The following is a 25,947-nucleotide window of genomic DNA, read 5'->3' as shown; positions in this document are numbered from 1 at the left end:
TTTGGTTGTTCCCATCATGCGCCCCTGACTGCGGCTCCGTCGTTCCTGAAGCGCTTTACCCGTTGTCTAGCAATGCAGCCGGGGTTCTGCAACAGCGCGCTCCAGCCTCCTGCGCCGCTATCTCGATAAAAGCGATGGTTTAGTAGAATTATTTCTAAAAGTCAGACTTGCAGAAAATGACACGACTGCCTATGCAAGGCCGGGTTGCAGATTCGCTCCTGACAGCCGGCAGAGCACTATACTTTTGGGAATATTTTAGTGATTTACCGAAGAGAGATTGACGGCCTGCGGGCGGCCGCGGTGATGCCCGTTATTCTGTTTCATGCGGGCTTCAGTTTCTTCAGCGGCGGCTTCATCGGTGTCGACGTTTTCTTCGTGATCAGCGGCTTTCTGATCACCTCGATCATTCTTGAGGAGATGCGCAACGGCACCTTCTCGCTGGCGGCATTCTATGAGCGCCGCGCCCGTCGGCTCCTGCCGGCCCTGTTTCTTGTCGTCCTTTGCTGTCTGCCCTTCGCCTGGCTCTGGGTCATGCCGGAGGAGTTTCGGACATTCTCCGACAGCCTGATTGCCACCAGTCTTTCCGGCGCCAATTTCCTGTTCTGGTTCAAGAGCGGCTATTTCGCGCCGGAGGCCGGAGAGGTGCCGCTGCTCCACATCTGGAGCCTCGCCGTCGAAGAGCAATATTACATGTTCTTTCCGCTGCTCGTCCTATTCATGTGGAAGCGCAGGCCGAACTGGCTCTTTGCAGTCCTGGTTGCGATCGCCTGTGCCAGCCTTGCCTATAGCGAGTGGGCGTCGCGCGTCTTTCCCTCGGCCAATTTCTATTTCCTGCCTTCGCGGGTCTGGGAGTTTCTGGCCGGATCGATCTCCAGCTTGGCGCAGTTGAAGGGGCAGAAGCGCGGCAGCAATCCGTTGTCCCTGCTCGGATTCGGCATGATCGCCTTCTCCGTCTTCTATTTCGACGAAACCTCGCCCATTCCCTCTACGCTCGCCCTGGTCCCGGTGGTGGGCGCGATGCTCGTGCTGCTCTTTGCACGGCAGGGAACCTATGTGGCGGCACTGCTTTCGACCGGCGCCCTCACCCTGATCGGGCGGATCAGTTACAGCGCCTATCTCTGGCATCAGCCGCTTTTTGCCTTTGCGCGCATCCGCAGCATCGATCCGCCCCCGCTCGCCGTGATGGGCGCTCTCGGCTGCCTTTCTCTTGTGCTGGCCTATGGCTCCTGGCGTTTCGTCGAGCAGCCGTTCCGAAGGGGCGAGCTCAGATTGCTGCCGTCGACCCGCAGCCTGGTTGCATTGGTATCGCTGGTGCTTGCGGCCTTCATCGCCTTCGGCATCTACGGCCACGATACGCGCGGCATTCCATGGCGTCTGCCGGCACCGATCAAGGAATTCATGGCGGATAATGACTGGAGCAAGACCTGCCTTCGTGAGGGCTCGTCGGGCTGGGATGCGATGCCGATTGAAGATTGCATATTCAACGGCAGCCACGCAGAGACGTATGCAATCCTCGGAGATTCCCTGGCATCGTCGCTGACGCCGGCGCTGGCCAAGCGCCTGGACAGCATGAATATCGGCCTGCAGCAGATCACCCACAGCTTCTGCGCGCCGGTTGCTGACGTCTCGATGGTCCCCCATCAGGCGCGCGACTGCGGCGCCTTCAACGCCGCGGCCATCGACTATCTGGTCAAGAGCAAGGTGAGAACGGTCTTTCTCGCCGCCTCCTGGAAGATCTTTTTCGAACAGTCGCGCTATCTCTTCAACGGCGAAGAAGTCGCGACATCGGACGGAGGGCAGAGGCTGAGGGATGCTTTCGACAAAACCGTCGGCGCGCTGACATCAGCCGGCATCCGCGTCGTCATTATCTATCCTCATCCCCGCGGCGACACCGAGATCGCCGCCAAGGTCGCAAAACTGATGCATAAGGGTACGCCGGCGCCAACGATCACGATCGCTCAGGATGATTTTCTCCAGCAATCGTCGCCTTCCTACGCCTATCTCGACGACCCCAAGGACAGGCATGTCCTGCGCGTCGATCCGGCGAAGATTTTCTGTGGGATAGAGACGGGCCGATGCGACCTGGCGCGGGAAGGCAAGACCTTCATTTCCGACAAGGTGCATTTCACCCCGGCGGGTGCGGAAGCCGTCGTTGACGAAATCCTGGTCGCTCTCAGGCAGGACGACATGACGGACGGTAACGGCATGGCAGCGCTCTCCTCCAACTGACGTACGTCGCCCCGAAGGACGAGAGCGGCCAAGTTTCCCCGGAAGCGCAGAACCACTCGTCTCTTGTGTCCCCGCAAAAGCGCTTCGCGCTTTGCCTGGCAAAAGCGTTTCGCTTTGCCTGAGAAAACCCACTTCGCCCTTTTCCTGCAATTGCTCTAAACGTGTCGCAATCTTTCAAGCGCGCTGCTTCTGCTTTTGTTTGGTAAGCCGTTACCGCAGCGCTGCCGTGGTTCTGCCCTTTATCAAAAGCCGATTGCCCAACAAAAAAGGCCGGGTTGCCCCGGCCTTCGTAATCTCGTCTGTCCGAAGCGATTAACGCTTCGAGAACTGGAACGAGCGGCGGGCCTTCGCCTTGCCGTACTTCTTGCGTTCGACGACGCGGCTGTCGCGGGTCAGGAAGCCGCCCTTCTTCAGCACCGAGCGCAGGCCCGGTTCGAAGTAGGTGAGCGCCTTGGACAGACCGTGGCGAACGGCACCGGCCTGGCCGGACAGGCCGCCGCCGGCGACGGTTGCGATGATGTCGAACTGGCCGTCACGGGCAGCCGCGACGATCGGCTGACGCAGGATCATCTGCAGCACCGGACGAGCGAAATATTCCGCGAATTCCTTGCCGTTTACGATGATCTTGCCGGAGCCCGGCTTGACCCAGACGCGGGCGACGGCGTTTTTGCGCTTGCCGGTCGCGTAGGAGCGGCCGAGCGAATCGACCTTGCGGACGTGGGCCGGAGCAGCAGCTTCAGAAACCGTGCCGAGATCCTTCAGGGAGGAGAGGTCAGCCATGATCAGGCGCTCCTTACATTCTTTTTGTTGAGCACGGCAACGTCGAGGGCGACCGGCTGCTGGGCTTCATGGGGATGGTTGGAGCCGGCGTAGACGCGCAGGTTCTTCATCTGGCGACGGCCGAGCGGGCCGCGCGGAACCATGCGTTCGACGGCCTTTTCGAGGACGCGCTCCGGGAAGCGGCCTTCGATGATCTGGCGCGCGGTGCGTTCCTTGATGCCGCCGGCAAAACCGGTGTGCCAGTAGTAAACCTTGTCGGAATACTTCTTGCCGGTGAAAACCACCTTGTCGGCATTGATGACGATGACGTTGTCGCCGTCGTCAACGTGGGGTGTGAAGGTTGCCTTGTGCTTGCCGCGCAGGCGCATAGCGATGATGGAAGCGAGACGGCCAACGACCAGCCCTTCGGCGTCGATGATCACCCACTTCTTCTCCACCTCTGCAGGCTTCTGGGAGAAGGTTGCCATAGTGAATACTCTCTTTTGAGACCCTTGGCCCGAAGGCTTGAAGGGCGTTTCTTGTTGCTTGGATTGGCAGGCTTGCGGCATGCCAAAAAGAAAGCAGCCCGGACAGGCTGCGTTCTGGCGCGGTGTATAGAGGGAATGTGACAGCGGGTCAATATCGACATCCCCGATGCCTGGAAAAAAGAGTAAGTAAAAACAAGTAGTTAAGTGTATGGTATTATGTTACCACACATTTGTCGGCTGAAGAGCTGCTACGCTTGACGCTTTTCGCACCTCCTGCCGGGTCTGAAAGAGAGTGCCACGGTCGAAAGCGGCCGCTAAACTTTGAACTCGCGCAGGCATTTCATCATTTCGCGAAGGCCGCGTGTCAGGTGTTTGTCGCGGCGCAGAACCATGCCGAGCAGGCGCGTGAGCTTCGGATGCAGCGATGATGTCGTCACGAGGCTGGCGTGGTCGCGCTTCAGCGCCAATCCCGGCAGGATCGACCAGCCGAGCCCGACGGCCACCAGCTCCTTGATCGCCTCGATGCTGCCGAACTCCATTGCCGGCCGGATCCGGATGTCCGGTGCCGCCAGCCACGCGTCGATTGCCCGCCGCGTATTGCCGCCCTCGTAAAGCAGCAGTGTCCTGTCCCGCATGAACGCGGCGTCTGGTCCGCCGTCGGGTATGAGACTGCCCGCGGGAGCGACGGCCAGCAATTCCTCCTCGTAGAACGGTTCGATCTCGAAGTTGCGCCCCAGGGCCGGCAGGGCAACGACGGCGATGTCAAGGCTGTTGGCCTCCAGATCGCGTAGGACGTCGTCGGCATCGCCGATGCGCACGGTGATTTCGAGGCCGGGCATGGATGTTCTGGCGGCGGCGATGGCCCGAGGAAGCAGATGGATCGATGCAGTGCCGCCGCTGCCGATGCGCACGCGGCCGCTGGCGCCATCCCTATAGGGCGTCATCGCTTCTTCGGCGGCGGCCGATTCCTGCAGCAGGCGCCTTGCATGCGTAAGCAGGTCGAGGCCTGCCGCGGTCGGCTGCGCCCGCCGCCCGACGCGCTCGATCAGCCGGACGCCGAGACGCTGTTCGAGTCCCTTGACCTGCAGGCTGACGGCCGGCTGCGTCAGCCCCTCCTTGTCGGCGGCTGCCGTAAAGCTTCCGAGATCGGCGACGTTGACGAAGGTCGCGAGCTGATCGAGGTTCAGCGCCATACCAAAGGATCCCTTATGCAAATCATAATACCAATAAGCTTCCTTCATGGGATTTTCCAGCCCATCCTTCAGCGGTTGAAGAAAGGCAGAAGAGATGGCCATGGAACTGAGCGAAATCCTGGAGACGCCTCGCGATATCGTTCGATCGAAAATGCGCCGGACGGCGCGCTGTGGCCGGCGGCTGCTGGCGGCTGTCGGGCAGCGCCTGGAAAAACGCCGCAGCCGCCGCACGCTGTGCGAACTCACCGACGACGAGCTTCGCGATGTCGGCCTGACCCGTGCGCAGGCGAGGGCGGAGACAACGAAGTCCTGGTTCTGGTCGTGACGGCTGCGGCCTGTGCGGAAAGCGCCGATCCTGCTCGAAATTGCCGGCGCCTTGTGGCAATACCTCGGTCTGGAAATCGAGCGCAGGGAGCAGCATCATGGCCGAAATCGTATCCTTCCCGGACGCAGGCAAGGCAGAAGCGCTATTGGTCCGCTCGCTGCGGGACGGGGTGTTGCGGCTCGTGCTCAACAACCCGCCCGCCAATGCACTCTCTATCGCGCTTCTCGAAGCGCTGACGTCCGAGCTCGACAAGGCCGGATCGGACGCCGATGTCCGCGTTGTCGTCATCGCCTCGACCGGCAATGTCTTTTCCGCCGGCCATGATCTCAAGGAACTCACCACCCGTCGCGCCGATGAAGATGAGGGAGCCGCTTTCTTCGAGAGGGCCTTCCGGCTCTGCGCCGATCTGATGCTGAAGATCGCGCATCTGCCGAAGCCCGTCATCGCCGAGGTCGACGGGCTGGCGACTGCGGCCGGCTGCCAGCTCATTGCCTCCTGCGATCTGGCGATCTGCACGGATACGTCGACATTCTGCACGCCGGGCGTCAACATCGGCCTGTTCTGTTCGACGCCGATGGTGGCCGTTACCCGGGCCGCGCATCGCAAGCAGGCGATGGAGATGCTTTTGACCGGCGAGACGATCGACGCCTCCACCGCCAAGGATTTCGGGCTCGTCAACCGTATCGTGCCGAAGCAGTATCTGGCGCAGGTCGTTTCCAAATATGCCGGAGTGATCGCCAGCAAATCGCCGCTGATCCTGAAGATGGGCAAGGAAGCCTTCTACCGCCAGCTCGAACTGCCGGTGGAGGCGGCCTATGATTATGCCGCCAAGGTGATGGTCGACAACATGCTGACGCAGGATGCGGAGCAGGGGATCGGCGCCTTCCTCGGCAAGCGCAAGCCGGAATGGAAAGGTGAGTGACTAGGCCAGTTTCAGAACCAGGCCACCGATTGCGATGACGACGCCGGCGACGTAACGCCAGACGCTGGCCTTTTCCTTGAAGACGGTGATCGAGATCACCAGCGCAAACAGGATCGCGGTTTCGCGCAGGGCCGCGACGGTCGCGACCGGGGCTTTTGTCATCGCCCAAAGCGCCAGCCCGTAGGAAGCGATCGAGCCGGCGCCGCCGATGAGGCCGCGCCACCAGTTGCGGCGGACGTGATGCGCCACAGCGAAAGCGCCGCGCTGGGAGGCTGCCCAGGAAAACAGCAGCACCGGCGGCAGCAGCGACATCCACAATGTGTAGGAAATCGCATTGCCGGAAAGGCGTGCGCCGACGCCGTCGACATAGGTATAGCTGGCGATGACGCAGGCATTGGCAAGCGAGAGCAGCACGGCGCGGCTGCTGCCGCGCCGCGCCTCCAGTGCCAATGTCAGGACGCCGGCACAGATCGTCATCGTGCCGGCGAGAGCGCCGGCGGAAAGATCTTCCTTCAGAATGAAGCCGCTTGTCGCGGCGATCAGCAGCGGCGCGCAGCCGCGCATCAGCGGATAGACGAGGCCGATATCGCCGGCCCGGTAGGCAGCGGCGACCAGTTGGAAATAGGCGAACTGCAGAATGGCCGAGACGCCGATGAACGGCCAGCACGCGCTGTGCGGCAACGGCAGAAATGCCAGGAACGGCAGCGCTGAAACCGCGCCGCCGGCCGAGATTAGCGCCGCATCGAGGGATTTGTCGCTGCCGGCCTTGACGATGGCGTTCCATGTCGCATGCAGCAATGCGCCGAAGAGAACGAGCAGGATGACGTCGAGTGGCAAGGGGGTAATCCGCAAACAGGTGGGGAGGAGAAAACGTTTCGCCCCTGGACGGCGCAAACTCTTGAAAAGACAACTGGCATTTGCACGAAAATGAACGGGAGGCGGTCCCGAATGCGTTCATATGTGGAATACCATCCTTTCAATATCAGGACAATGTTGGGTCACCGCAGCAATTTTTACGTGCGCGCGATATGCGTTCAATCCGCGCGACACTTTCAACTATGAGATGTTTCTAATTTACGTGAGAACGCGAAGGGGTTTTATCGTGAACGAAACAAGAAAATGCCTGCGGGAATTCCGAAGTGGATTATTCTATGATGCTGAAATATAGATATTATTCTATAACTTTGACATAGAGGAAAACCAAAGCCACTGGTTGTGTTATCTCTAATAAATCGCAGCGCGCGATTGAGTCCGAGCCTCCCGCAACTGCGAATGATGTCGCAGCTCGTCATCCCGTGCGATGTTGAAAAATATCAGAGCTGATAGTGCGGAACGAACAGCATCCCGTCAAGGTTGTCTATGTTCTGGCAATTCAGAACGGGGCAGCGCGGATCGTCTTTCGAGGGGATGTGGGTCCACTCCGCATAATCGGTCGCATCGCAATAATGGCTGTTGCGGACATAGCGATCGTAAAGCGGCAAGCCACGGGGCGACTGATAACGGAAGATCACGGCACCCTGATTGTGGATGGCGGCGCGCACGCTGGCGCAGTTCATGCTCAGCGGATTATAGCGCGAGATCGCCAGCGCCGGCGAGGCGGCGAGCACGAAGATGAGGGCAAGAGCGATTTTTTTCATCGAATCATCCTCAGAGAGTGTCCAATCATATATACGGAAAAGCCACGCCGCCGGTTTCACGGAAAAGCAAAAAAACTGCGCGCCGTACCGGAGGGCTTTCGGGAATGGAGGAGCAACCATGAACCACGACGCCTATACGGACGATTATCTCGCCGGAATCCTGCATTCCGTAAAGACCATCGCGCTGACCGGCGCGTCGCCCAATCCGGCGCGGCCGAGCAACGGCGTCATGGGTTATCTGCTGTCGCGCGGCTACGAGGTCATTCCCGTCAATCCGGGGCAGGCGGGCAAACAGATCCAGGGCCGCACCGTCTATGCCCGGCTCGCCGACGTTCCCGTGCCGATCGACGTGGTCGACGTCTTCCGCGCCGCCGAATATCTGGATGGGGTGGTCGAGGAGGCGCTGGCGCTGAGGCAGCTGCCGCAGGTCATCTGGGCCCAGCTTGGCGTCCGGGACGATGCCGCTGCCGCAAAGGCGGAGGCCGCCGGCATCAAGGTGGTGATGAACCGCTGCCCGGCGATCGAGTACCCCCGTCTCATTGCCTGAGTTGCGGTTCGCTGAGACGGATTTTCCACGGAACGCCCATGGGTTGAAACGGATCGCAATTAACTTTCATCGGCGACAGGCTATGATCCTGCCCGACAGCAATAACTGGAGGACGACATGGCCAAGAACGATCCGGGATTCAACACGTTGGCGATCCATGCCGGCGCCCAGCCCGACCCGGCAACCGGCGCGCGGGTCACGCCGATCTATCAGACGACCGCTTTCGTCTTCGATGATTCCGATCATGCCGCCGCCCTCTTCGGCCTGCAGGCCTTCGGCAACATCTACAGCCGCATCATGAACCCGACCCAGGCCGTGCTCGAGGAGCGCGTCGCAGCGCTCGAAGGCGGCACCGCGGCGCTTGCCGTCGCCTCTGGCCATGCGGCGCAGATGATCGTCTTCCACACCATCATGCGCCCCGGCGAGAATTTCATCGCTGCCCGCAGACTCTACGGCGGCTCGATCAACCAGTTCGGCCATGCCTTCGAGAATTTCGGCTGGCAGGTGCGCTGGGCCGATTCTGCCGATCCGGCAAGCTTCGAAAGCCAAATCGACGACAAGACGCGCGGCATCTTCATCGAGAGCCTCGCCAATCCCGGCGGCACTTTCGTCGATATCGCCGCCATCGCCGATGTCGCCCATCGCAACGGCCTGCCGCTGATCGTCGACAATACGATGGCAACCCCCTATCTCATCCGTCCGATCGAGCATGGCGCCGATATCGTCGTGCATTCGCTGACGAAATTTCTCGGCGGCCACGGCAATTCCATGGGCGGCCTCATCGTCGATGGTGGCACCTTCGACTGGTCGAGATCCGGCAATTATCCGATGCTGTCGAGCCCGCGGCCGGAATATAACGGCATGGTCCTGCATGCGACCTTCGGCAATTTCGCCTTTGCGATCGCGGCCCGCGTGCTCGGCCTGCGCGATCTCGGCCCCGCGATCTCGCCCTTCAACGCCTTCCTCATCCTGACCGGCATCGAGACCCTGCCGCTGCGGATGCAGCGCCACAGCGACAATGCGATCGCCGTGGCAAAATGGCTGAAGGCGCACAGCAAGATCGCCTGGGTGAATTATGCCGGCCTTGACGACGATCCGAACCACACCCTGCAGCAGCGCTACTCACCCAAGGGCGCAGGCTCCGTCTTCACCTTCGGCGTCAACGGCGGCTACGTGGCGGGCAAGACGCTGGTCGAGGGGCTGGAGCTCTTCTCCCATCTTGCCAATATCGGCGACACCCGCTCGCTCGTCATTCATCCGGCCTCGACGACACACCGGCAGCTGACCGACGACCAGAAGACCGCCGCCGGCGCCGGCCCCGACGTGGTCCGCCTTTCCGTCGGCATCGAGGACGTCAAGGACATCATCGCCGATCTCGAACAAGCGCTCTCGAAGATCTGAATGGTCGATTCACGAGTGTGAGATGGGCTCAGTGGATATCGTGGCGTCGTCAACTTTCTCTATTTTTCCGTCAATTTAATCATGACGGCCAAGGGTATCGCCAATGGGGTGGGAAGCGCTCGGGCATTGGGGTGAAGACGCGGTTCGCATCGAACCACTTACCGGCGGAGTTGCGAACGACGTTTGGAGCGTTCGCATCCACGGGCGGGTCGCGGTCGGTCGTCTCGGCTCCAGGGCGAATGCTGATCTCGCATGGGAAGCCGAGCTACTCCAACATCTCGACCGAGAAGGTATGACCGTTCCAGTGCCGATCCCGACGACTGACGGCCGGCTGTTCGTGGACGGTCTGGTGGTGATGAAATACATGGAAGGTGGACCGCCCGAAACGGGGGCCGACTGGCGTCGCGTGGCCGACACGCTCCGCGAGCTGCATCGGTTGACGCAGGGATGGCCGCAGCGGCCAGGCTGGCGATCATCCACCGATCTGCTGCATGCTGAAACCGGAACGAGGATCAACCTTACCGCGATGCCGCCTGAGGGCGTTATTCGATGTCGAGCAGCGTGGGCGCGGTTGATCGGGCGTCAGACATGCGTTGTTCACGGCAATCCAAACAACCCCGGCAATATCCGCATGACCGCGGATCGGGTCGCGTTGATCGACTGGGATGAGGCACACGTCGACGTCCCCGACCTTGACCTAGTACTGCCCGACAACGCTGCCGGTCTCGACGACAGCGCGTTTGATATCGCCGCGCAAGCGTCGGCGGCATGGGAAGCGGCCGTCTGCTGGCAGGACGAGTACGCAGTCAGGCGGCTTGCCGAAGTTCGAGCGATCTGAGCAGTTTCGGCAGATCAACGGGCCGTATCCATACGGGAACCTCCGGCTACCGCATTGGCGCCATTTGCCGTCGGGGAGGCGTCTGAGACACGGGTTCTGGTATCGGGCATCAAATTGAATAAGGAAGGCAGATGCGAGGGCTCCAAAAATTTAACGAAATCAAACGCCCATGCTCAAAACGTCTATTGCGAACGTCAATTCAGAGAGGTCTATGACGACCATGACAAATTTCATCACCTTCCGCATCGATGGCATCGAACCGGAGGTCGGCGCCCCGGAGCCTGTCCGGATCATCTCCGGCGATCCGCAATTCCGCACCTGGAATCTGGAGGAGGCCGAAGGCGGGCTCTATTCCGGCATCTGGGAGGCGACGCCGGGCAAGTGGCGGATCGTTTACGAGGAATGGGAATATTTCAGTCTGCTATCCGGCTATTCGATCGTCACCGAGGACGGCGGCAAGCCGGTTCATCTGAAGGCGGGCGACCGGATGATCTTGAGACCCGGCTTCAAGGGAACGTGGGAAGTGGTTGAAACGACTCGCAAGGACTATGTGATCAAAGTTTAAGCAGCGCCGGCAAACCGGCGCTGACGATGGCGGACCTGTCCCGATTTGCGGCGATGACGGCCTGTCTTTCGACGAATGGCTGCGCCTCTTTCCCAGATAGATGGCTTTTAACCAATCCCGTTAATCGGACTTACATCGTCAAAATGCTATATCTCTTCTGCAGCGCATTGCGGACATGATGTCTCCTGCCGTCACCAATAGACATGGCCTTGCAACTAATCTTTTCGGAATTGGCATGTCGTCGAATCTTGTCGGTAGGCACCTTCGGACCCAAACGTCTTCCATCATTGCGACAACCGTTTGCTTCCTTGTCGTCGCCCTCGTATTGACCGGCCTGATGGCGCATGTCGTCGTGACGATGACCCGGTCGGCGAACGAAATTGATGATGCCCGAGCCAGTCGCGCCGCCCGCGCGGCGATCGCAGCCTTTGTGGCTCGTTTGAGCGCGACGACGACTGATAATGCCGTGTGGGACGATGCCTATAGTGCGGCGTCAACTCCTGCCGCTGCGGATTGGGCCTATGAGAATTGGGGAAAAACCAGCGCGGAGTACGCGCTCTATGACGGCGCGATCGTGATCGGGCCCGACCGGTCTTCGATTGTCTCCGCCTATGCCAAGGGCAAGCCATTCCAGCCAAGCGCCTTTTTCGGTGAAGGCTTTTATCGGCAGATCGGTGCAGCCGCCGATCCGGCGCAGGAGCCGGTGGTCAATTTCATCAAGACCGAAAGCGGTATCGCCCTCATCGCATCGCAGGCAATCCAGCCTTTCGGCGAAAAGGCTGAGCTGCCGAAGCTCAGCACGCTGAGCTTCTACAAGGAATTTACCCAGGAAGTTCTCGACACGCTCTCGAACGAACATGAACTTGAAGGTCTGCGCCTCGAGGCGACCCCGAAGCCGGAATTTCTGAACACGCCGATCACGGACATGAAGGGGGCCGTCATCGGCTACCTCGTCTGGCCGAGCAAAGCGCCTGGAAGTACTGTGTTTCAGCAGGTAACGCCCTATGTCGCGGCTGCCGTCGCCATCCTTTCGCTGTTTTTGGTCGGCGTTCTCCTGGTTGGGGCGACCGAGGCGCGGCGCCTGCGCCAATTGGCGCAAGCAGCGCTTTTCGAAGCTGGTCACGACAGCCTGAGCGGCTTGTTGAACAGAGGTGGGCTTCTGAGCCTGCTGGGAGATATGGAGAACTCAGAGTCATCACCAACCCGCCTCTATCTGATCGATCTCGATGGCTTCAAGGCCGTCAACGACGCCTGGGGCCACGCAGTGGGCGACGATTTGATCCGAATGGTCTCGAAGGCGCTGATGGCATGCCACCCCGAAGTCGTCGCCGCGGCCCGGCTGGGGGGCGATGAATTTGCGCTGGTGCATGTCGGATCTGCCACATGCGAAGATATGGAGAAGACCGTTCTGGCGCTGTTTGCCAAGCCCTACAAAATCGACGGACGGACAATCGAAGTTGGAGCAAGCATCGGCGCTGCGGCGCGTGACGGCGATGTCGAGCCGCTGGAGCTTCTACGCAGAGCGGATATGGCGCTTTATCGTGCAAAGGCAAACGGCAGAGGCCAGGCGGTCGAGTACGACCCCGAGCTCGACCAGGAGCGCCAACGGGTCGCCGAACTGGAAAGCCTGTTGAAGAACGCCATCAGCAGTGGCGCAATCGAAGCGGTTTTCCAACCTCTCGTCTCTGCCTCGACCGGCACCGTTACCGGTCTTGAAGCCTTGGCGCGCTGGCGAACAGCAACGGGAAATGTCAGCCCGGAGATCTTCATTCCCCTCGCCGAAAGGTGCGGCCTCATCGATGCGCTCGGCGTCCATATGCTGAGAACATCGATCGAGCATGCCAAGAACTGGCCAGATCTGGCATTGTCGGTCAATGTTTCGCCGGTCCAGCTCTGCAATCCCGGATTTGCCGCCGAGGTGATCTCGGTCCTGCAGGAACTCGATTTCGATCCAAAGCGTCTGACGTTGGAGATCACCGAAGGCGTTCTGATGACCAATCCGGAGCAGGCGCGGCGGTCGATCGACCAACTGAAGCGCGTCGGCATCAAGTTCGCGCTCGATGACTTCGGCTGCGGCTATGCAAGCATCGGGGCATTGCGGCAGTTTGGTTTTGACCGCATGAAGATCGACCGTTCACTGGTGTCGGCACTCGACGAAGGCGCAAGTGGCGCCGACGTTCTTCGGGCAACCATCTCGCTGGCGACCGCCCTCCAGATTCCCGTGACCGCTGAAGGCATCGAGAATTCCCGCCAGGCGGCGATCCTGCGAGATGCCGGCTGCGATCAGCTTCAAGGCTATCTCATCGGAAAACCGATGTCGGCACGCGATATATCCGGCAAGCTGCGGGAAGACGCGGCCGCATGATGCGATCGTAGGATCGCGGCATATGTGGCGCATGGCTGCTGTTTCGGCAGCTGCGTCAGGCCGCCCTCTTGGATGAGGTCAAGGACAAGTTAAAAGGAGCGGCCTCGGGCTCTCCGGCAGCCAGCAGCGGCGTCTCTGTATCGCCCGCGGCGTGGCGCTGCGGCCGGAGGTCCTGCTTCTCGACGAGCCGACCTCGGCGCTCGATCCGATCTCGACCGCCAAGGTGGAAGAGCTCATCGCGCAGCTGAAAGGCGACTTCACCATCGCGATCGTCACCCACAACATCCAGCAGGCAAGCCGCATCTCCGACAACACCGCCTTCATATATCTCGGCGAACTGGTGGAATACGGCCCGACCGCGGAGATTTTCCAGTCGCCGAAGGTCAAACGCACGGAAGATTACATCACCGGCCGCTACGGCTGATCTGTCAGGGGTGGATCACCACTGCAGATCCAGCCGGTCCAGCCCGTGGAAATGATAGACATCCTTGACCACGGGCGTCCTTGCCAGCCTCAGGCCGGCGAGCCTTTCGAACAGGATCGGCAGCACGACGTTGAGTTCCAGCCGTGCCAGCGGTGCGCCGATGCAAAAATGGATGCCGGCGCCGAAGGAGAGGTTCGCCGCCTCGTTGCGGTCGGGCCGGAAGGCGAGGGGATCGGTGAATTTCGCCGGATCGAGATTGGCGGCGGCGAGAATGAGGCTGACCTTGTCGCCGCGCCGGAAGGTGACGCCATCGATTTCGGCGGGCTCGAGCGCCCAGCGCTGGAAGATATGCACAGGCGCGCAGATGCGCAGGGTTTCCTCAACGGTGCGCGCCGTGGTCGCCTCGTCGCGGAAGAGTTCGGCCGGATTTGAGCCGCTGTCGAGGATGGTGCGCACCGAATTGCCGATCTGGTGCACCGTCGCCTCATGTCCGGCATTGAGCAGTACGATCGTCGTCGAGATTAGCTCTTCCTCAGTGAGATACTGACCCTTGTGCTCGGTATGGATCATGTGGGTGAGCAGGTCATCGCGCGGCGCGGCGCGGCGTTCCGCGATGACAGTCCTGACATAGTCGGAAAATTCCTTCGCCGCCCGTTCGGCCTCGTCCTCCTGCTCGCGCGTGCGGCCGAACATATACATGCGGACATAGGCGTGTGACCAGGCAAGCAGCTGCGGCCCCATCTCCTCGGGAATGCCGATCATCCGGGCGATCATCGTCACCGGGATAATGTCGGCAAAGGCCGAGAGCAGCTCGACCTCACCCTTGCCCGCGAAGCCGTCGATCAGCCGGTTGGCAAGCTCGGCAAGCTCCGGCTTCATCTTCTCGACATGGCGGGAGACGAAGGCGCGGTTGACGAGCGTGCGCAACCGCGTGTGCTCCGGCGGTTCGAGTTCGAGCAGGGAATACCGTTCCGAGAGATCGAAACTGGCAAGATGCGGCATCGGTTCGGCAAGGCCGAGTTCCTCGCGGCTGGCAATATGCAGGATCTGCCGGCCGAAACGGCGGTCGCGCAGCAGCCCGTTCACATGGTCGTAGCCGGTGAAGAAATACTGCTTCTGCTCGCTCCAGTAGAAGGTCGGGCAATGGGCATGCAATACGGCATAGACGGCATTCGGGTTGCCGTAGAAGCCCGGATTGCGGGCGTCCAGCGAGACGTGGCGGCGGGCAGGGTCGATCGAGAGAAAGGGCGGTATCATCATGCCCCGAGGCTTAGCGGATTTGCCGGGCCTCGAAAAGGTAGGGGGAGGGGGTGTTCTCGAACGCGCGTCGAGGCCGCGCGGTCGGATGCTCCATCACTTGAGGATTTGCTCACAACCCCGAGAATCGATTCCAGTTTCCGGGGTTATGTACTAGCCGGCGCGCGACAGCGTTCCCATGCGCCGCAAGGCCTCGACCTGGTCGTCGACCGTCGGCACGAGTTCGCCGGCGGTGGTGCTGGGCGTCGCCGGTGCCGGGGCTGCTGCTTCCGCTTCGCCGAAGGTGACCGTGCAGTTACGGCCGGCGCCCTTCGCCGCATAGAGCGCCCGGTCGGCAGCCGAGATCAATTTGTCGATATTGGCTTCGATCGAGGAGGCGAGCGCAATGCCGATGCTGACGGTCGCCGGAACGATCGCTTCACCGGTGCTTACCGGAAGACGGCAGAATTCGGTGCGAATCGCTTCAGCGATTGCCTCGGCTTCCGTCTGGTCCGTGACTGCAGCGAAGGCTGCGAATTCTTCGCCGCCCATACGGCCGAAGATGTTGTTCGGAATGTATTGGCGGGCCATGTGGGCGAAGGCGGTGAGCACCGCGTCGCCGGACTGGTGGCCGAAACGGTCGTTGACTCGCTTGAAATGGTCGAGATCGAAGAGCATCACCGCGACCTGGCGCTGCTCGTCATGGGCTTTTTCCTGAATGGCGCCGAAATAGCCGAGCAGGCCGCGGCGGTTGAGCACGCCCGTCAGCGAATCGGTCAGCGTGAGGGCGCGCAGGTGCCGTTCGGAGCGTTCCATGATCAGCCGGCAGGTGAAGGCGAAGGCGATGGTCAGCAGGAAGGCGCTTGCCATGGCGGAGGCGCCGCCGAGATTGGTCGCCTCGATATCGCTTGGCACGGTCAGCGCCATCGTCAGCGCCGAGCCGAAGCACAGGCAGCCCTGGATGACGAACACGCTCATCAGCTTGACCCGAGTGCGTTCGCGGCGCATGTCGCCGGCGGCAACCGCGAGCGCCAGCGCCGTCGCACCTGTCGCCGAAGCGAGATTGTAGAGCACCACCCGGTTTGAATAATCGCTGTTGACCCAGGGCAGGAAGACCCCGGCGAGCCAGATCGCCGGCGGCAGCAGCGCCCACCATTCGATCTTCTTGCGATCAAGCGCCAGAAAACCCGCCACCCAGGCGCTCTGGCCGAGCAGGGCAATGGCATTGCCGATTTCTATGGACAGAACGCTGGGAACTTGGCCGCGCATCGCGATCATGGCAAAGCCGATGCCGGTCAAAAGGAAGCCGAGGCCCCAATAGAGATAGGCTTCATTTCGGACGTTATGGCGCCAGGCGACGAATAGCACCAAAGCGAGCGTCATGGCCTCCGAGCACCAGATGGCGAGACCTGTAGCAATATTGAACACGGCAGCAACCCCTTGCCCGTCGGCCTTTCAATCGGCCCCTATTTGTTGGCTGCCATCCTTGCCGAGGAAGCTCGCCACTTCCTTAATGCTGCTGCGCTGCGGCATGCTTTTGGGCGGATATCTCCCGGTAGGCTTTCTGTCGGGTAAATGTGTGTGAGCACTCTCGAATGGAGTAAGCTTTCCTTCATCCTGTGATGCAGAAATCCCGGGGAAGGCGGCGCCATGGGCTCGCCGTTAACAGGCGCTTGTTGGAAAGAGGCTACAGCAAAGCCCGCCTTCTTAACGTTATCCTCATGCGTGTCTTGAAGAGGAGGGCCGGGACACTCTATGTAGGGATAAGACATTTTTTCTTTGATTCCCGGCGCCGGCCGGCGAGACGTTGACAAAGGACGCACATGAGAAACCCAGTCGATACCGCAATGGCCCTCGTGCCGATGGTCGTGGAACAGACCAACCGCGGTGAACGCTCCTACGACATCTATTCCCGCCTGTTGAAGGAACGCATCATCTTCCTCACCGGTGCCGTCGAAGACCATATGGCGACGCTCGTCTGCGCCCAGCTCCTCTTCCTCGAGGCCGAAAACCCGAAGAAGGAAATCGCCCTTTACATCAATTCGCCGGGCGGCGTCGTTACCGCCGGCATGGCGATCTACGACACGATGCAGTTCATCAAGCCGGCGGTTTCGACGCTCTGCATCGGCCAGGCCGCATCCATGGGCTCGCTGCTGCTGGCCGCCGGCCACAAGGATATGCGCTTCGCGACACCGAATTCCCGCATCATGGTGCATCAGCCCTCGGGCGGCTTCCAGGGCCAGGCTTCGGACATCGAGCGCCACGCCCGCGACATCCTCAAGATGAAGCGCCGCCTGAACGAAGTCTATGTCAAGCACACCGGCCGCACCTACGAAGAAGTTGAAAAGACGCTCGATCGTGACCATTTTATGGATGCGGACGAAGCCCAGGGCTGGGGCGTGATCGACAAGGTTCTGACGTCGCGCCTCGAAATGGAAGGCGAACAGGCCTAGTAATTAATTGGGATGGTGTTTTCCTCGCCACAGTTCTATCTCATTTGTGATCGAACAAGGCTTTCAACTGGCGACGAAGACGCTAATAGTAACCATTAATGCTATGTTGAATTTTTATGACATAGCATTCGGCATTCGAAGGGGAGTTCGTTGCCGCCGGAACCCGGACATGATTGGTTGGGCCCGGTTCGTACCCCCTGAAGCCTTCTCGGCAAAGGCTCCGGAAACGGAGTGCCGCCAGGAGCTGATAGAGTGGACCGCGATTTCGCCTTGAAATGCGGCGTGCTGGAAGGAAAGTGATATGAGCAAGGTCAGCGGCAGCAACGGCGGCGACTCCAAGAACACACTCTATTGTTCGTTCTGCGGAAAGAGCCAGCACGAAGTCCGGAAACTGATTGCCGGGCCGACCGTCTTCATCTGCGATGAATGCGTCGAATTGTGCATGGACATCATCCGCGAGGAGAACAAGTCCTCGATGGTCAAGTCCCGCGACGGCGTTCCAACGCCCCAGGACATCATCAAGGTCCTCGACGAATACGTCATCGGCCAGCGGCAGGCAAAGAAGATCCTGTCAGTCGCGGTTCACAACCATTACAAGCGCCTCGCGCACGCCTCCAAGAACGGCGAAGTCGAGCTGGCGAAGTCGAACATCATGCTCGTCGGCCCGACAGGCTGCGGCAAGACCTATCTTGCCCAGACGCTCGCCCGCATCATCGACGTTCCCTTCACTATGGCGGATGCGACGACGCTGACCGAGGCCGGTTATGTCGGCGAAGATGTCGAAAACATCATCCTGAAGCTTCTGCAGTCGGCTGACTACAATGTCGAGCGTGCCCAGCGCGGCATCGTCTACATCGACGAAGTCGACAAGATTTCGCGCAAGTCGGACAATCCGTCGATCACCCGCGACGTCTCGGGCGAGGGCGTGCAGCAGGCGCTGCTGAAGATCATGGAAGGCACGGTCGCTTCCGTTCCGCCGCAAGGCGGCCGCAAGCACCCGCAGCAGGAGTTCCTGCAGGTCGACACGACCAACATCCTGTTCATCTGCGGCGGCGCCTTCGCCGGCCTCGACAAGATCATCTCCGCCCGCGGCGAGAAGACCTCGATTGGCTTCGGCGCGACCGTCAAGGCCCAGGACGACCGCCGCGTCGGCGAAGTCCTGCGCGAACTGGAGCCGGAAGACCTGGTCAAGTTCGGCCTCATCCCCGAGTTCATCGGTCGTCTGCCGGTTCTGGCGACGCTTGAGGACCTCGACGAGGATGCGCTGATCCAGATCCTGTCCGAACCGAAGAACGCACTGATCAAGCAGTATCAGCGCCTGTTCGAGATGGAAGACGTCGAACTGACCTTCCACGAGGATGCCCTGCGCGAAATCGCCCGCAAGGCGATCGTCCGCAAGACCGGCGCCCGCGGCCTTCGCTCGATCATGGAGAAGATCCTGCTCGACACGATGTTCGAACTGCCGACGCTGGAAGGCGTGCGCGAAGTCGTCATCTCCGAGGAAGTGGTGCGCGGTTCGGCCCGCCCGCTTTACATCTATGCCGATCGTCAGGAAGAAAAGGCCAACGCTTCGGCGTAACCTTTGCGCTTTCGCACGATTATTTTGGGGGCTTGCCATCGGCAGGCCCCTTTCTATTTGAAAAACCACCCGAGGCACTGTTAGTATTTTGCCGGTGGGGACCGAAATTGACTTTGCCGATGTTTCGCAGGCTCCGATGTTGCGTAAGGAAGAGTGCTTGGCAATGATGCCGAGATTCCGTAAACCTATTGTCGGCGCTTGTATTTTAGCCGGTCGGAAGTGGTAAGCGCCGGTCCAGCCACGCGCTTCATAGTGTTGGCGTTCCGTTGTAATAAAGCTGTCACATCCGGGGAACGCGGGCGTTTAGCGTGGCTTGAAAAGCGTAGTCAGAACCTCCACTTGTAGCAACAAGTGAGAGTGCCGGCCGGTCCCAAGCGGCCGTGCAGAGAGCCCGGCAACGGGACGATGGAAAGGACTTAAAAATGACGAAGAAAACGTCTGTAGCGAGCAGTACTGCCTACCCTGTTCTGCCTTTGCGCGACATCGTGGTTTTCCCGCATATGATCGTGCCGCTGTTCGTCGGACGGGAAAAGTCGATCCGTGCGCTCGAAGAGGTCATGGGTTCCGACAAGCAGATCATGCTGGTCACGCAGATCAACGCCAGTGACGACGATCCGGATCCGTCCGCGATCCACAAGGTCGGCACCGTGGCGAACGTATTGCAGCTCTTGAAGCTGCCCGACGGCACCGTCAAGGTTCTGGTCGAAGGCCGCGCCCGCGCCGAGATCGACACCTATACCAGCCGCGAGGATTTCTATGAGGCGCTCGGCCACGTGCTTGAGGAGCCGAATGACGATCCGGTCGAGCTAGAAGCCTTGTCGCGTTCGGTCGTCTCCGAATTCGAAAGCTACGTGAAGCTCAACAAGAAGATTTCGCCGGAAGTGGTCGGCGCCGCCAGCCAGATCGACGACTATTCCAAGCTCGCCGATACGGTCGCGTCGCATCTGTCGATCAAGATCACCGAGAAGCAGGAGATGCTGGAAACCACCAGCGTCAAGGCCCGCCTCGAAAAGGCGCTCGGCTTCATGGAAGGCGAGATTTCGGTCCTGCAGGTCGAAAAGCGCATCCGCTCGCGCGTCAAGCGCCAGATGGAGAAGACCCAGCGCGAATACTATCTGAACGAACAGATGAAGGCGATCCAGAAGGAGCTCGGCGACGGCGAGGAAGGCCGCGACGAGATGAGTGAACTGGAAGAGCGCATCTCCAAGACCAAGCTGTCCAAGGAAGCCCGTGAAAAGGCCGATGCGGAGCTGAAGAAGCTGCGCCAGATGAGCCCGATGTCGGCTGAAGCCACCGTCGTGCGCAATTATCTGGACTGGCTGCTCGGCATTCCCTGGGGCAAGAAGTCGAAGATCAAGGCAGATCTCAACAATGCCGAGAAGATCCTCGAAGCCGATCACTTCGGTCTCGACAAGGTCAAGGAGCGCATCGTCGAATATCTGGCCGTGCAGGCCCGCGCCACCAAGATCAAGGGTCCGATTCTCTGCCTCGTCGGCCCTCCGGGCGTCGGCAAGACCTCGCTCGCCCAGTCGATCGCCAAGGCGACCGGCCGTGAGTATGTCCGCATGGCGCTGGGCGGCGTTCGCGACGAAGCCGAAATCCGCGGTCATCGCCGCACCTATATCGGCTCGATGCCCGGCAAGGTCATCCAGTCGATGAAGAAGGCCAAGAAATCCAACCCGCTGTTCCTGCTCGACGAGATCGACAAGCTCGGCCAGGATTATCGCGGCGATCCGTCTTCGGCCCTGCTCGAGGTGCTCGATCCGGCGCAGAATTCGACTTTCATGGACCACTACCTGGAAGTCGAATACGACCTGTCGGACGTGATGTTCATCACGACGGCGAATACGCTGAACATCCCCGCGCCGCTGATGGACCGCATGGAGATCATCCGTATCGCCGGCTACACCGAAGATGAAAAGCGCGAAATCGCCAAGCGGCACCTGCTGCCGAAGGCCATCAAGGAACATGCGTTGCAGCCGGAAGAATTCTCGGTCAGCGACGACGCCCTGATGGCGATCAGCCAGCAGTACACCCGGGAAGCCGGTGTGCGCAGCTTCGAACGCGAATTGATGAAGCTCGCCCGCAAGGCGGTCACCGAGATCATCAAGGGCAAGACGAAGTCCGTGCATGTAACGGCGGCCAACATCTCCGACTATCTGGGCGTCCCGCGCTTCCGCCATGGCGAAGCCGAGGGCGAAGATCAGGTCGGCGTTGTCACCGGTCTTGCCTGGACGGAAGTCGGTGGTGAACTGCTGACCATCGAAGGCGTGATGATGCCGGGCAAGGGCCGCATGACGGTCACCGGCAATCTGAAGGAAGTCATGAAGGAATCGATCTCGGCGGCGGCCTCCTATGTCCGCTCGCGCGCTGTCGATTTCGGTATCGAGCCGCCGCGCTTCGACAAGAGCGACATCCACGTGCACGTGCCGGAAGGCGCAACGCCGAAGGATGGCCCCTCGGCCGGCGTCGCCATGGCGACTGCGATCGTCTCGATCATGACCGGTATCCCGGTGAACAGGCATGTGGCCATGACCGGTGAAATCACCCTTCGCGGCCGTGTGCTGCCGATCGGCGGTCTTAAGGAAAAGCTGCTCGCAGCGCTTCGCGGCGGCATCAAGAAGGTGCTGATTCCGGAAGAAAACGCCAAGGACCTGGCGGAGATTCCGGATAACGTGAAGAACAGCATGGAGATCATCCCGGTGTCCCGCATGGGCGAGGTGATCAAGCATGCGCTGATCCGGCGGCCGGAGCCGATCGAATGGGATGGCACGGTGGAAACGCCTGTGATCGCAACGGTCGAAGGCCTCGACGAGACGGGCGCAACCATAGCGCATTGAGCCGCCTGGGCCACATTTATGCCCCATTGGCTGAAAAGACGGAAAAAGGCTGGCGAAAACGCCAGCCTTTTTTGTGAAAACGTCATGTAGACGCTTGCTTTTCCTTGATTTGCAGGGCTTTTGGGTTCCCGGCGGGCCTGATGAAACCTATTCTGCGCCTAGCTTACATTTGAGTCGTTTCGTACCATTTAGAAAGGGGTGGAAACATGAACAAGAATGAACTCGTGTCCGCAGTCGCCGAAAAGGCAGGACTGACGAAGTCTGACGCGGCTTCCGCTGTTGACGCGGTTTTTGACGTTGTCCAGGGTGAACTCAAGAACAAGGGCGACATCCGCCTCGCAGGGTTCGGCAGCTTCACCGTTTCTCATCGTGCCGCATCGAAGGGCCGCAACCCGTCGACGGGCGCTGAAGTTGACATTCCGGCTCGCAACGTGCCGAAGTTCACGCCCGGCAAGGGCCTGAAGGACGCCGTCAACGGCTGATCTGAGATTATCCGCCAGCCGTAAACGAGACCGGCTGTGCAGGATTTGGGAGGGGTTCGGTTTGCCGGACCCCTTTTGCTATAGGGCCTTGCCGCCCCACGCGCTTTGATCTACGACATTTCTGTTCTCAGGGCGGGGTGAAATTCCCCACCGGCGGTAAGGGTCTCGGCCCGAGCCCGCGAGCGCCTTCCCAGCTCAGGCTAGGAGGGGTCAGCAGATCCGGTGTGATTCCGGAGCCGACGGTATAGTCCGGATGGAAGAGAATGAGCATGGCCGCGTGCGGGCAGGGGACTGCCGGCATTGTGTGCCGTCGCCTCATGCGTCCTGATTTATGTTGGTCCCTAGTTGCGGATGAAGAGCATGAATCAGAAATCCCTTGCAGCCTCGCAGTCCCGCGCCTTTGCCGGCGCCGCTTTCATGGTGCTTGGAGGTGTGGCCTTCTCGCTCCTTAACGTCGTCACCCAGTGGCTGACCATGAAGCTCGCCTTTCCCCCGGCCTCTGCGGCCTTCTGGCAATACGGCTTCGCCTTCCTTTTCTCCTTGCCCTTCCTGCGCAAGGTCGGCCTTTCCGCCATGCGTACCGATTACCCATGGCGGCATGTCGTGCGCGTGGTCTTCGCCGCGCTCGGCGTCGAGGCCTGGGTGTCCGGCCTCGCTACGGTCCCGATCTGGCAGGCGATCGCCCTCGTCATGACCTCGCCCTTCTTCATCATTCTTGGCGCCCGGCTCTTCCTCGGCGAACGCGTCGGTCCCGCCCGCTGGATGGCGACCGGCGTCGGCTTTGCCGGAGCAATGATCATCCTGCAGCCCTGGTCGGACAGCTTCTCCTGGTCGGCGCTGTTGCCTGTTCTCTCGGCGCTGCTCTGGGGCGCGTCGTCGCTGATCACCAAGAACCTCACTGGCATCGAGAAGCCGGAGACGATCACCGTCTGGCTGCTGGTGCTGCTGACGCCGATCAATGGCGGGCTGGCGCTTGCGGCGGGTTTTGCCGTGCCGACGGGCGCAACGCTTGCGCTTTTCCTGCTGGCGGGCCTGCTGACGGTCGTGGCGCAATATCTGCTGACCCTTGCCTATGCCAGTGCCGACGCCGCCTATGTGCAGCCGTTCGACGACCTGAAGCTGCCGCTGAACGTACTCGCCGGCTGGCTGTTCTTCGGTTACGCGCCGGCCGGCTATTTGTGGCTGGGCGCCGCGCTTATTCTCTCCGCGTCGCTCTTCATCATGAGGAACGAGATGCGTCGGGAAAGGCAAGCTGCGTGACGCGAACCCTGTGAAATCTCGCGGGCTGTCATGTGTCTGTCATGGCAGTCCCGCAAAAAACCTCTGTTCGATCTTTCGACATTGGGGGTTTCCATGACAATTTCATCGCGCAAGGCAGCACTGGCTGCCGTGCTTGTCGCATCCGTTGCGTTTCCGGCTGCTGCCGAACCGGTTTTCAACCGCATCGCCTCTTTCTCGGTCGCCGCGAACCTGCCCGCCGACAAGGACAAGCATTCAGTCACCTCGGCCGAAATCATCACCGCGACCGACGACGGCAATACGCTGATCTATAGCGACAGCCCGCTCGGCGCGATCGGCTTCATCGACATTACCGATGCCAAGGCCCCGAAGGCCGGCGGCGCGCTGATGATGGACGGCGAGCCGACATCGGTCACCTCGAGCGCCGGCAAGGCGCTGGTCGCCGTCAACACCTCCGAGAGCAAGGCGAAGCCGTCGGGCCGCCTTGCGATCGTCGACGTGGCGACCAAAAAGATCGAGAACAGCTGCGATCTCGGCGGTCAGCCGGATTCGATCGCGCTGAACAAGGACAAGACACTCGGCACCATCGCGATCGAAAACGAGCGCGATGAAGAGGTCAATGACGGCAAGATCCCGCAGATGCCCGCCGGCGACCTGGTCGTCTTCCAGCTCAAGAACGGCACCGTCGATTGCGGCACCATCAGACACGTGGCGTTGACCGGCCTTGCGGGCGTCGCTCCTGAGGATCCGGAGCCGGAATTCGTCGCCTTAAACGGCCTGAACGAGATCGCCCTGACGCTGCAGGAAAACAACGAGATCGTCATCATCGACGCCAATACGGCCGAGGTGAAGACGCATTTCTCCGCCGGCAGCGTCGATCTCACCGGCATCGACATCAAGCGCGACGGGGCATTGAAGTTCACCGGCGAGAAGAAGGCCGTTGCGCGCGAACCCGACGCCGTGAAATGGCTAGACGACAACCGTCTGGTCGTTGCCGATGAAGGCGACTACGAGGGCGGCTCGCGCGGCTTCACCATCTTCGACAAAACGGGCAAGCTTCTCTACGAATCGGGCGCATTCTTCGAACGCGCCGTCGCCCATATCGGCCACTATCCGGAAAGCCGTTCGGGCTCCAAGGGCGTCGAGCCGGAAGGCCTGGAGGCAGCAAAGTTCGGTGATGAGCAGTATTTCTTCCTGCTCGCCGAGCGCGCCTCTGTCGTCGGCGTCTACAAGGACACCGGCGCCGATCCCGAACTCGTGCAGCTTCTGCCGTCGGGCATTTCGCCGGAGGGCGCGATCGCACTTCCCCAGCGCAATCTGCTCGCCACCGCCAATGAACTCGACCTCGGCAAGGACGGCGGCACACGCTCGCATGTCATGATCTATGAGCGTGCGGAAGGCGAAAAGGCCTATCCGCAGATCGTCTCCGCCGACAAGGACGGCAATCCGATCGGCTTCGCAGCCCTCTCGGGCCTTGCCGCCGTTCCGGGCAAGCCGGGCATGCTCTACGCCGTCAGCGACAGCGTTCTCGGCTCGCAGCCGACGATCTACACGATCGACGCCAGCAAGAAGCCGGCCGTCATCACCGACGCCCTCGTCGTCAAGCGTGACGGCGCCCCGGCCCAGAAGCTCGACATCGAAGGCATCGCGGCTGCCGCCGACGGCTCCTTCTGGCTCGCCTCGGAAGGTTACAGCGAGCGTCTCGTCCCGCACGCCCTCTACAACGTCAACGCCAAGGGCGACATCAAGGCCGAGATCGCCCTGCCTAGGGAATTCGCCGCCAACGAAATCCGCTACGGTTTCGAAGGCGTGACGATTATCGGCACCGGCGACGACGCCACGCTCTGGATGGCTGTCCAGCGCGAGTGGAATGACGACGAGAAGGGTTTCGTCAAGCTCGTCTCCTACAATCCGAAGAAGAAGGAATGGGGTGCGGTCCGCTATCCGCTCGACAAGACGGAAAGCGGCTGGGTCGGCCTGTCTGAAATCTCCGCCCACGGCGACAGTGTCTACATTATCGAGCGCGACAACCTCGTCGGCGATGCTGCCAAGCTGAAGAAGCTCTACAAGGTTGCGATCTCGGAACTGAAGCCTGCCAAGCTCGGTGGCGAATTGCCGATCGTCAAGAAAACCGAAGCCCACGACTTCCTCGGTGAACTCAAGTCCGCGACCAACGGCTACGTGCTCGACAAACTCGAAGGCTTCGCCTTCGACGCATCCGGCAAACCCTACGCCGTCACCGACAACGACGGCGTCAGCGATTCTTCCGGCGAGACTTTGTTTTTCCCGGTTGAGTTGAGCGCGACAAACTAAAAGCGGCCCATCACCCTAACCCTCTCCCCGTAAAAAAACGGGGCGAGGGGACGTGCCCTGCGAGAGGTTGGAGGGAACGGAGAGGTTGCAGCACGGTCCCTTCGCCCCGCGA

General features: G+C 60.7%; 21 protein-coding genes, 1 pseudogene and 1 riboswitch. Of the genes and pseudogenes, 15 read left to right on the top strand and 7 right to left on the bottom strand.

All coding sequences use genetic code 11. The features are described from left to right. Positions 1 to 258 precede the first annotated feature (258 nt). A complete protein-coding gene (locus FFM81_RS13265; protein ID WP_138384850.1) occupies positions 259 to 2,229 on the top strand; it encodes an acyltransferase family protein in 1,971 nt (656 codons plus the stop codon). Between the two features lie 312 nt (positions 2,230 to 2,541). Here the strand turns inward: FFM81_RS13265 and rpsI are convergent, their stop codons facing one another. The 3 genes from rpsI to FFM81_RS13250 form a co-directional block, all read right to left on the bottom strand. Beyond that, complete coding sequence (rpsI, locus tag FFM81_RS13260; RefSeq protein ID WP_003573972.1) at positions 2,542 to 3,009, bottom strand: 30S ribosomal protein S9; 468 nt, start codon at positions 3,007 to 3,009, stop codon at positions 2,542 to 2,544. A 2-nt stretch (positions 3,010 to 3,011) separates the two neighbouring features. Next, positions 3,012 to 3,476 carry a 50S ribosomal protein L13 gene (rplM, locus tag FFM81_RS13255; RefSeq protein ID WP_003573970.1) on the bottom strand — a complete coding sequence of 155 codons (465 nt, stop codon included), beginning with the start codon at positions 3,474 to 3,476 and terminating at the stop codon, positions 3,012 to 3,014. 314 nt (positions 3,477 to 3,790) lie between these two features. Beyond that, on the bottom strand, positions 3,791 to 4,717 hold the full coding sequence (locus FFM81_RS13250) for a LysR family transcriptional regulator (protein WP_246401091.1): 927 nt from the start codon (positions 4,715 to 4,717) through the stop codon (positions 3,791 to 3,793). A 46-nt stretch (positions 4,718 to 4,763) separates the two neighbouring features. On the opposite strand from FFM81_RS13250, the gene FFM81_RS13245 reads away from it, so the two are divergent. Both FFM81_RS13245 and FFM81_RS13240 read left to right on the top strand, forming a co-directional pair. Further along, positions 4,764 to 4,994: a DUF1127 domain-containing protein gene (locus FFM81_RS13245; RefSeq protein ID WP_138384851.1), complete on the top strand. Its 231-nt coding sequence runs from the start codon at positions 4,764 to 4,766 to the stop codon at positions 4,992 to 4,994. Between the two features lie 97 nt (positions 4,995 to 5,091). Then, positions 5,092 to 5,916 carry an enoyl-CoA hydratase gene (locus FFM81_RS13240; protein WP_138384852.1) on the top strand — a complete coding sequence of 275 codons (825 nt, stop codon included), beginning with the start codon at positions 5,092 to 5,094 and terminating at the stop codon, positions 5,914 to 5,916. Here FFM81_RS13240 and FFM81_RS13235 read toward each other — a convergent pair whose 3' ends face one another. Next, a complete protein-coding gene (locus FFM81_RS13235; protein ID WP_138384853.1) occupies positions 5,917 to 6,753 on the bottom strand; it encodes an EamA family transporter in 837 nt (278 codons plus the stop codon). It abuts the gene before it with no gap. Positions 6,754 to 7,229: 476 nt separating this feature from the next. Beyond that, positions 7,230 to 7,553 carry a hypothetical protein gene (locus FFM81_RS13230; protein ID WP_003573959.1) on the bottom strand — a complete coding sequence of 108 codons (324 nt, stop codon included), beginning with the start codon at positions 7,551 to 7,553 and terminating at the stop codon, positions 7,230 to 7,232. A gap of 118 nt (positions 7,554 to 7,671) precedes the next feature. On the opposite strand from FFM81_RS13230, the gene FFM81_RS13225 reads away from it, so the two are divergent. The 6 genes and pseudogenes from FFM81_RS13225 to FFM81_RS13200 form a co-directional block, all read left to right on the top strand. Further along, positions 7,672 to 8,100, top strand: coding sequence for a CoA-binding protein (locus FFM81_RS13225; RefSeq protein ID WP_138384854.1), 429 nt, complete (start codon positions 7,672 to 7,674; stop codon positions 8,098 to 8,100). A gap of 117 nt (positions 8,101 to 8,217) precedes the next feature. Continuing rightward, entirely contained in the window at positions 8,218 to 9,501 is a 1,284-nt protein-coding gene (locus FFM81_RS13220; RefSeq protein ID WP_003573955.1) for an O-acetylhomoserine aminocarboxypropyltransferase, read from the top strand. Positions 9,502 to 9,604: 103 nt separating this feature from the next. Beyond that, positions 9,605 to 10,339 carry a phosphotransferase gene (locus tag FFM81_RS13215; protein WP_138384855.1) on the top strand — a complete coding sequence of 245 codons (735 nt, stop codon included), beginning with the start codon at positions 9,605 to 9,607 and terminating at the stop codon, positions 10,337 to 10,339. A 220-nt stretch (positions 10,340 to 10,559) separates the two neighbouring features. Next, positions 10,560 to 10,904 carry a cupin domain-containing protein gene (locus FFM81_RS13210; RefSeq protein WP_037092936.1) on the top strand — a complete coding sequence of 115 codons (345 nt, stop codon included), beginning with the start codon at positions 10,560 to 10,562 and terminating at the stop codon, positions 10,902 to 10,904. 235 nt (positions 10,905 to 11,139) lie between these two features. After that, the gene (locus FFM81_RS13205; RefSeq protein ID WP_138384856.1) at positions 11,140 to 13,269 is read left to right on the top strand and encodes a bifunctional diguanylate cyclase/phosphodiesterase; all 2,130 of its coding nucleotides are present in this window, start codon (positions 11,140 to 11,142) and stop codon (positions 13,267 to 13,269) included. Positions 13,270 to 13,319: 50 nt separating this feature from the next. After that, positions 13,320 to 13,693 (top strand): annotated as a pseudogene (locus FFM81_RS13200) (phosphate ABC transporter ATP-binding protein); the annotation flags it as partial. 15 nt (positions 13,694 to 13,708) lie between these two features. Here the strand turns inward: FFM81_RS13200 and FFM81_RS13195 are convergent. Both FFM81_RS13195 and FFM81_RS13190 read right to left on the bottom strand, forming a co-directional pair. Continuing rightward, on the bottom strand, positions 13,709 to 14,953 hold the full coding sequence (locus FFM81_RS13195; RefSeq protein ID WP_138384857.1) for a cytochrome P450: 1,245 nt from the start codon (positions 14,951 to 14,953) through the stop codon (positions 13,709 to 13,711). Positions 14,954 to 15,103: 150 nt separating this feature from the next. Next, on the bottom strand, positions 15,104 to 16,357 hold the full coding sequence (locus FFM81_RS13190) for a GGDEF domain-containing protein (RefSeq protein ID WP_003573946.1): 1,254 nt from the start codon (positions 16,355 to 16,357) through the stop codon (positions 15,104 to 15,106). A 395-nt stretch (positions 16,358 to 16,752) separates the two neighbouring features. Between FFM81_RS13190 and clpP the strand changes: the two genes are divergently transcribed. From clpP to FFM81_RS13160, 6 genes are all read left to right on the top strand, one after another. After that, a complete protein-coding gene (gene clpP, locus FFM81_RS13185; RefSeq protein WP_003573944.1) occupies positions 16,753 to 17,382 on the top strand; it encodes an ATP-dependent Clp endopeptidase proteolytic subunit ClpP in 630 nt (209 codons plus the stop codon). 301 nt (positions 17,383 to 17,683) lie between these two features. Continuing rightward, positions 17,684 to 18,961, top strand: coding sequence for an ATP-dependent Clp protease ATP-binding subunit ClpX (gene clpX, locus FFM81_RS13180; protein WP_003573940.1), 1,278 nt, complete (start codon positions 17,684 to 17,686; stop codon positions 18,959 to 18,961). Positions 18,962 to 19,383: 422 nt separating this feature from the next. After that, on the top strand, positions 19,384 to 21,801 hold the full coding sequence (lon, locus tag FFM81_RS13175; RefSeq protein ID WP_003573938.1) for an endopeptidase La: 2,418 nt from the start codon (positions 19,384 to 19,386) through the stop codon (positions 21,799 to 21,801). Positions 21,802 to 22,007: 206 nt separating this feature from the next. Continuing rightward, positions 22,008 to 22,283, top strand: a complete 276-nt coding sequence (gene hupB, locus FFM81_RS13170; RefSeq protein ID WP_003573937.1) for a DNA-binding protein HupB — start codon at positions 22,008 to 22,010, stop codon at positions 22,281 to 22,283. A 119-nt stretch (positions 22,284 to 22,402) separates the two neighbouring features. Continuing rightward, positions 22,403 to 22,552, top strand: a riboswitch (FMN riboswitch). A gap of 82 nt (positions 22,553 to 22,634) precedes the next feature. After that, on the top strand, positions 22,635 to 23,543 hold the full coding sequence (locus FFM81_RS13165) for a DMT family transporter (protein ID WP_425504971.1): 909 nt from the start codon (positions 22,635 to 22,637) through the stop codon (positions 23,541 to 23,543). Between the two features lie 93 nt (positions 23,544 to 23,636). Next, positions 23,637 to 25,835, top strand: a complete 2,199-nt coding sequence (locus FFM81_RS13160; RefSeq protein WP_138384858.1) for an esterase-like activity of phytase family protein — start codon at positions 23,637 to 23,639, stop codon at positions 25,833 to 25,835. Positions 25,836 to 25,947: the final 112 nt, after the last annotated feature.

The sequence above is a fragment of the Rhizobium hidalgonense genome (assembly GCF_005862185.2).
GTDB lineage: Bacteria > Pseudomonadota > Alphaproteobacteria > Rhizobiales > Rhizobiaceae > Rhizobium > Rhizobium hidalgonense.
This window is presented reverse-complemented; position numbering and strand designations above follow the sequence as displayed.

Excerpts from the sequence above, each read along its gene's own strand:
- clpP (WP_003573944.1), top strand. The coding sequence starts at position 16,753 with ATGAGAAACCCAGTCGATACCGCAATGGCCCTCGTGCCGATGGTCGTG.
- FFM81_RS13215 (WP_138384855.1), top strand. The coding sequence starts at position 9,605 with ATGGGGTGGGAAGCGCTCGGGCATTGGGGTGAAGACGCGGTTCGCATC.
- FFM81_RS13245 (WP_138384851.1), top strand. The coding sequence starts at position 4,764 with ATGGCCATGGAACTGAGCGAAATCCTGGAGACGCCTCGCGATATCGTT.
- clpX (WP_003573940.1), top strand. The coding sequence starts at position 17,684 with ATGAGCAAGGTCAGCGGCAGCAACGGCGGCGACTCCAAGAACACACTC.
- lon (WP_003573938.1), top strand. The coding sequence starts at position 19,384 with ATGACGAAGAAAACGTCTGTAGCGAGCAGTACTGCCTACCCTGTTCTG.
- FFM81_RS13240 (WP_138384852.1), top strand. The coding sequence starts at position 5,092 with ATGGCCGAAATCGTATCCTTCCCGGACGCAGGCAAGGCAGAAGCGCTA.
- FFM81_RS13230 (WP_003573959.1), bottom strand. The coding sequence starts at position 7,553 with ATGAAAAAAATCGCTCTTGCCCTCATCTTCGTGCTCGCCGCCTCGCCG.
- FFM81_RS13165 (WP_425504971.1), top strand. The coding sequence starts at position 22,635 with ATGAAGAGCATGAATCAGAAATCCCTTGCAGCCTCGCAGTCCCGCGCC.
- FFM81_RS13225 (WP_138384854.1), top strand. The coding sequence starts at position 7,672 with ATGAACCACGACGCCTATACGGACGATTATCTCGCCGGAATCCTGCAT.
- FFM81_RS13205 (WP_138384856.1), top strand. The coding sequence starts at position 11,140 with ATGTCGTCGAATCTTGTCGGTAGGCACCTTCGGACCCAAACGTCTTCC.
- FFM81_RS13160 (WP_138384858.1), top strand. The coding sequence starts at position 23,637 with ATGACAATTTCATCGCGCAAGGCAGCACTGGCTGCCGTGCTTGTCGCA.
- FFM81_RS13210 (WP_037092936.1), top strand. The coding sequence starts at position 10,560 with ATGACAAATTTCATCACCTTCCGCATCGATGGCATCGAACCGGAGGTC.
- FFM81_RS13220 (WP_003573955.1), top strand. The coding sequence starts at position 8,218 with ATGGCCAAGAACGATCCGGGATTCAACACGTTGGCGATCCATGCCGGC.
- hupB (WP_003573937.1), top strand. The coding sequence starts at position 22,008 with ATGAACAAGAATGAACTCGTGTCCGCAGTCGCCGAAAAGGCAGGACTG.
- rpsI (WP_003573972.1), bottom strand. The coding sequence starts at position 3,009 with ATGGCTGACCTCTCCTCCCTGAAGGATCTCGGCACGGTTTCTGAAGCT.
- FFM81_RS13195 (WP_138384857.1), bottom strand. The coding sequence starts at position 14,953 with ATGATGATACCGCCCTTTCTCTCGATCGACCCTGCCCGCCGCCACGTC.
- FFM81_RS13250 (WP_246401091.1), bottom strand. The coding sequence starts at position 4,717 with ATGAAGGAAGCTTATTGGTATTATGATTTGCATAAGGGATCCTTTGGT.
- rplM (WP_003573970.1), bottom strand. The coding sequence starts at position 3,476 with ATGGCAACCTTCTCCCAGAAGCCTGCAGAGGTGGAGAAGAAGTGGGTG.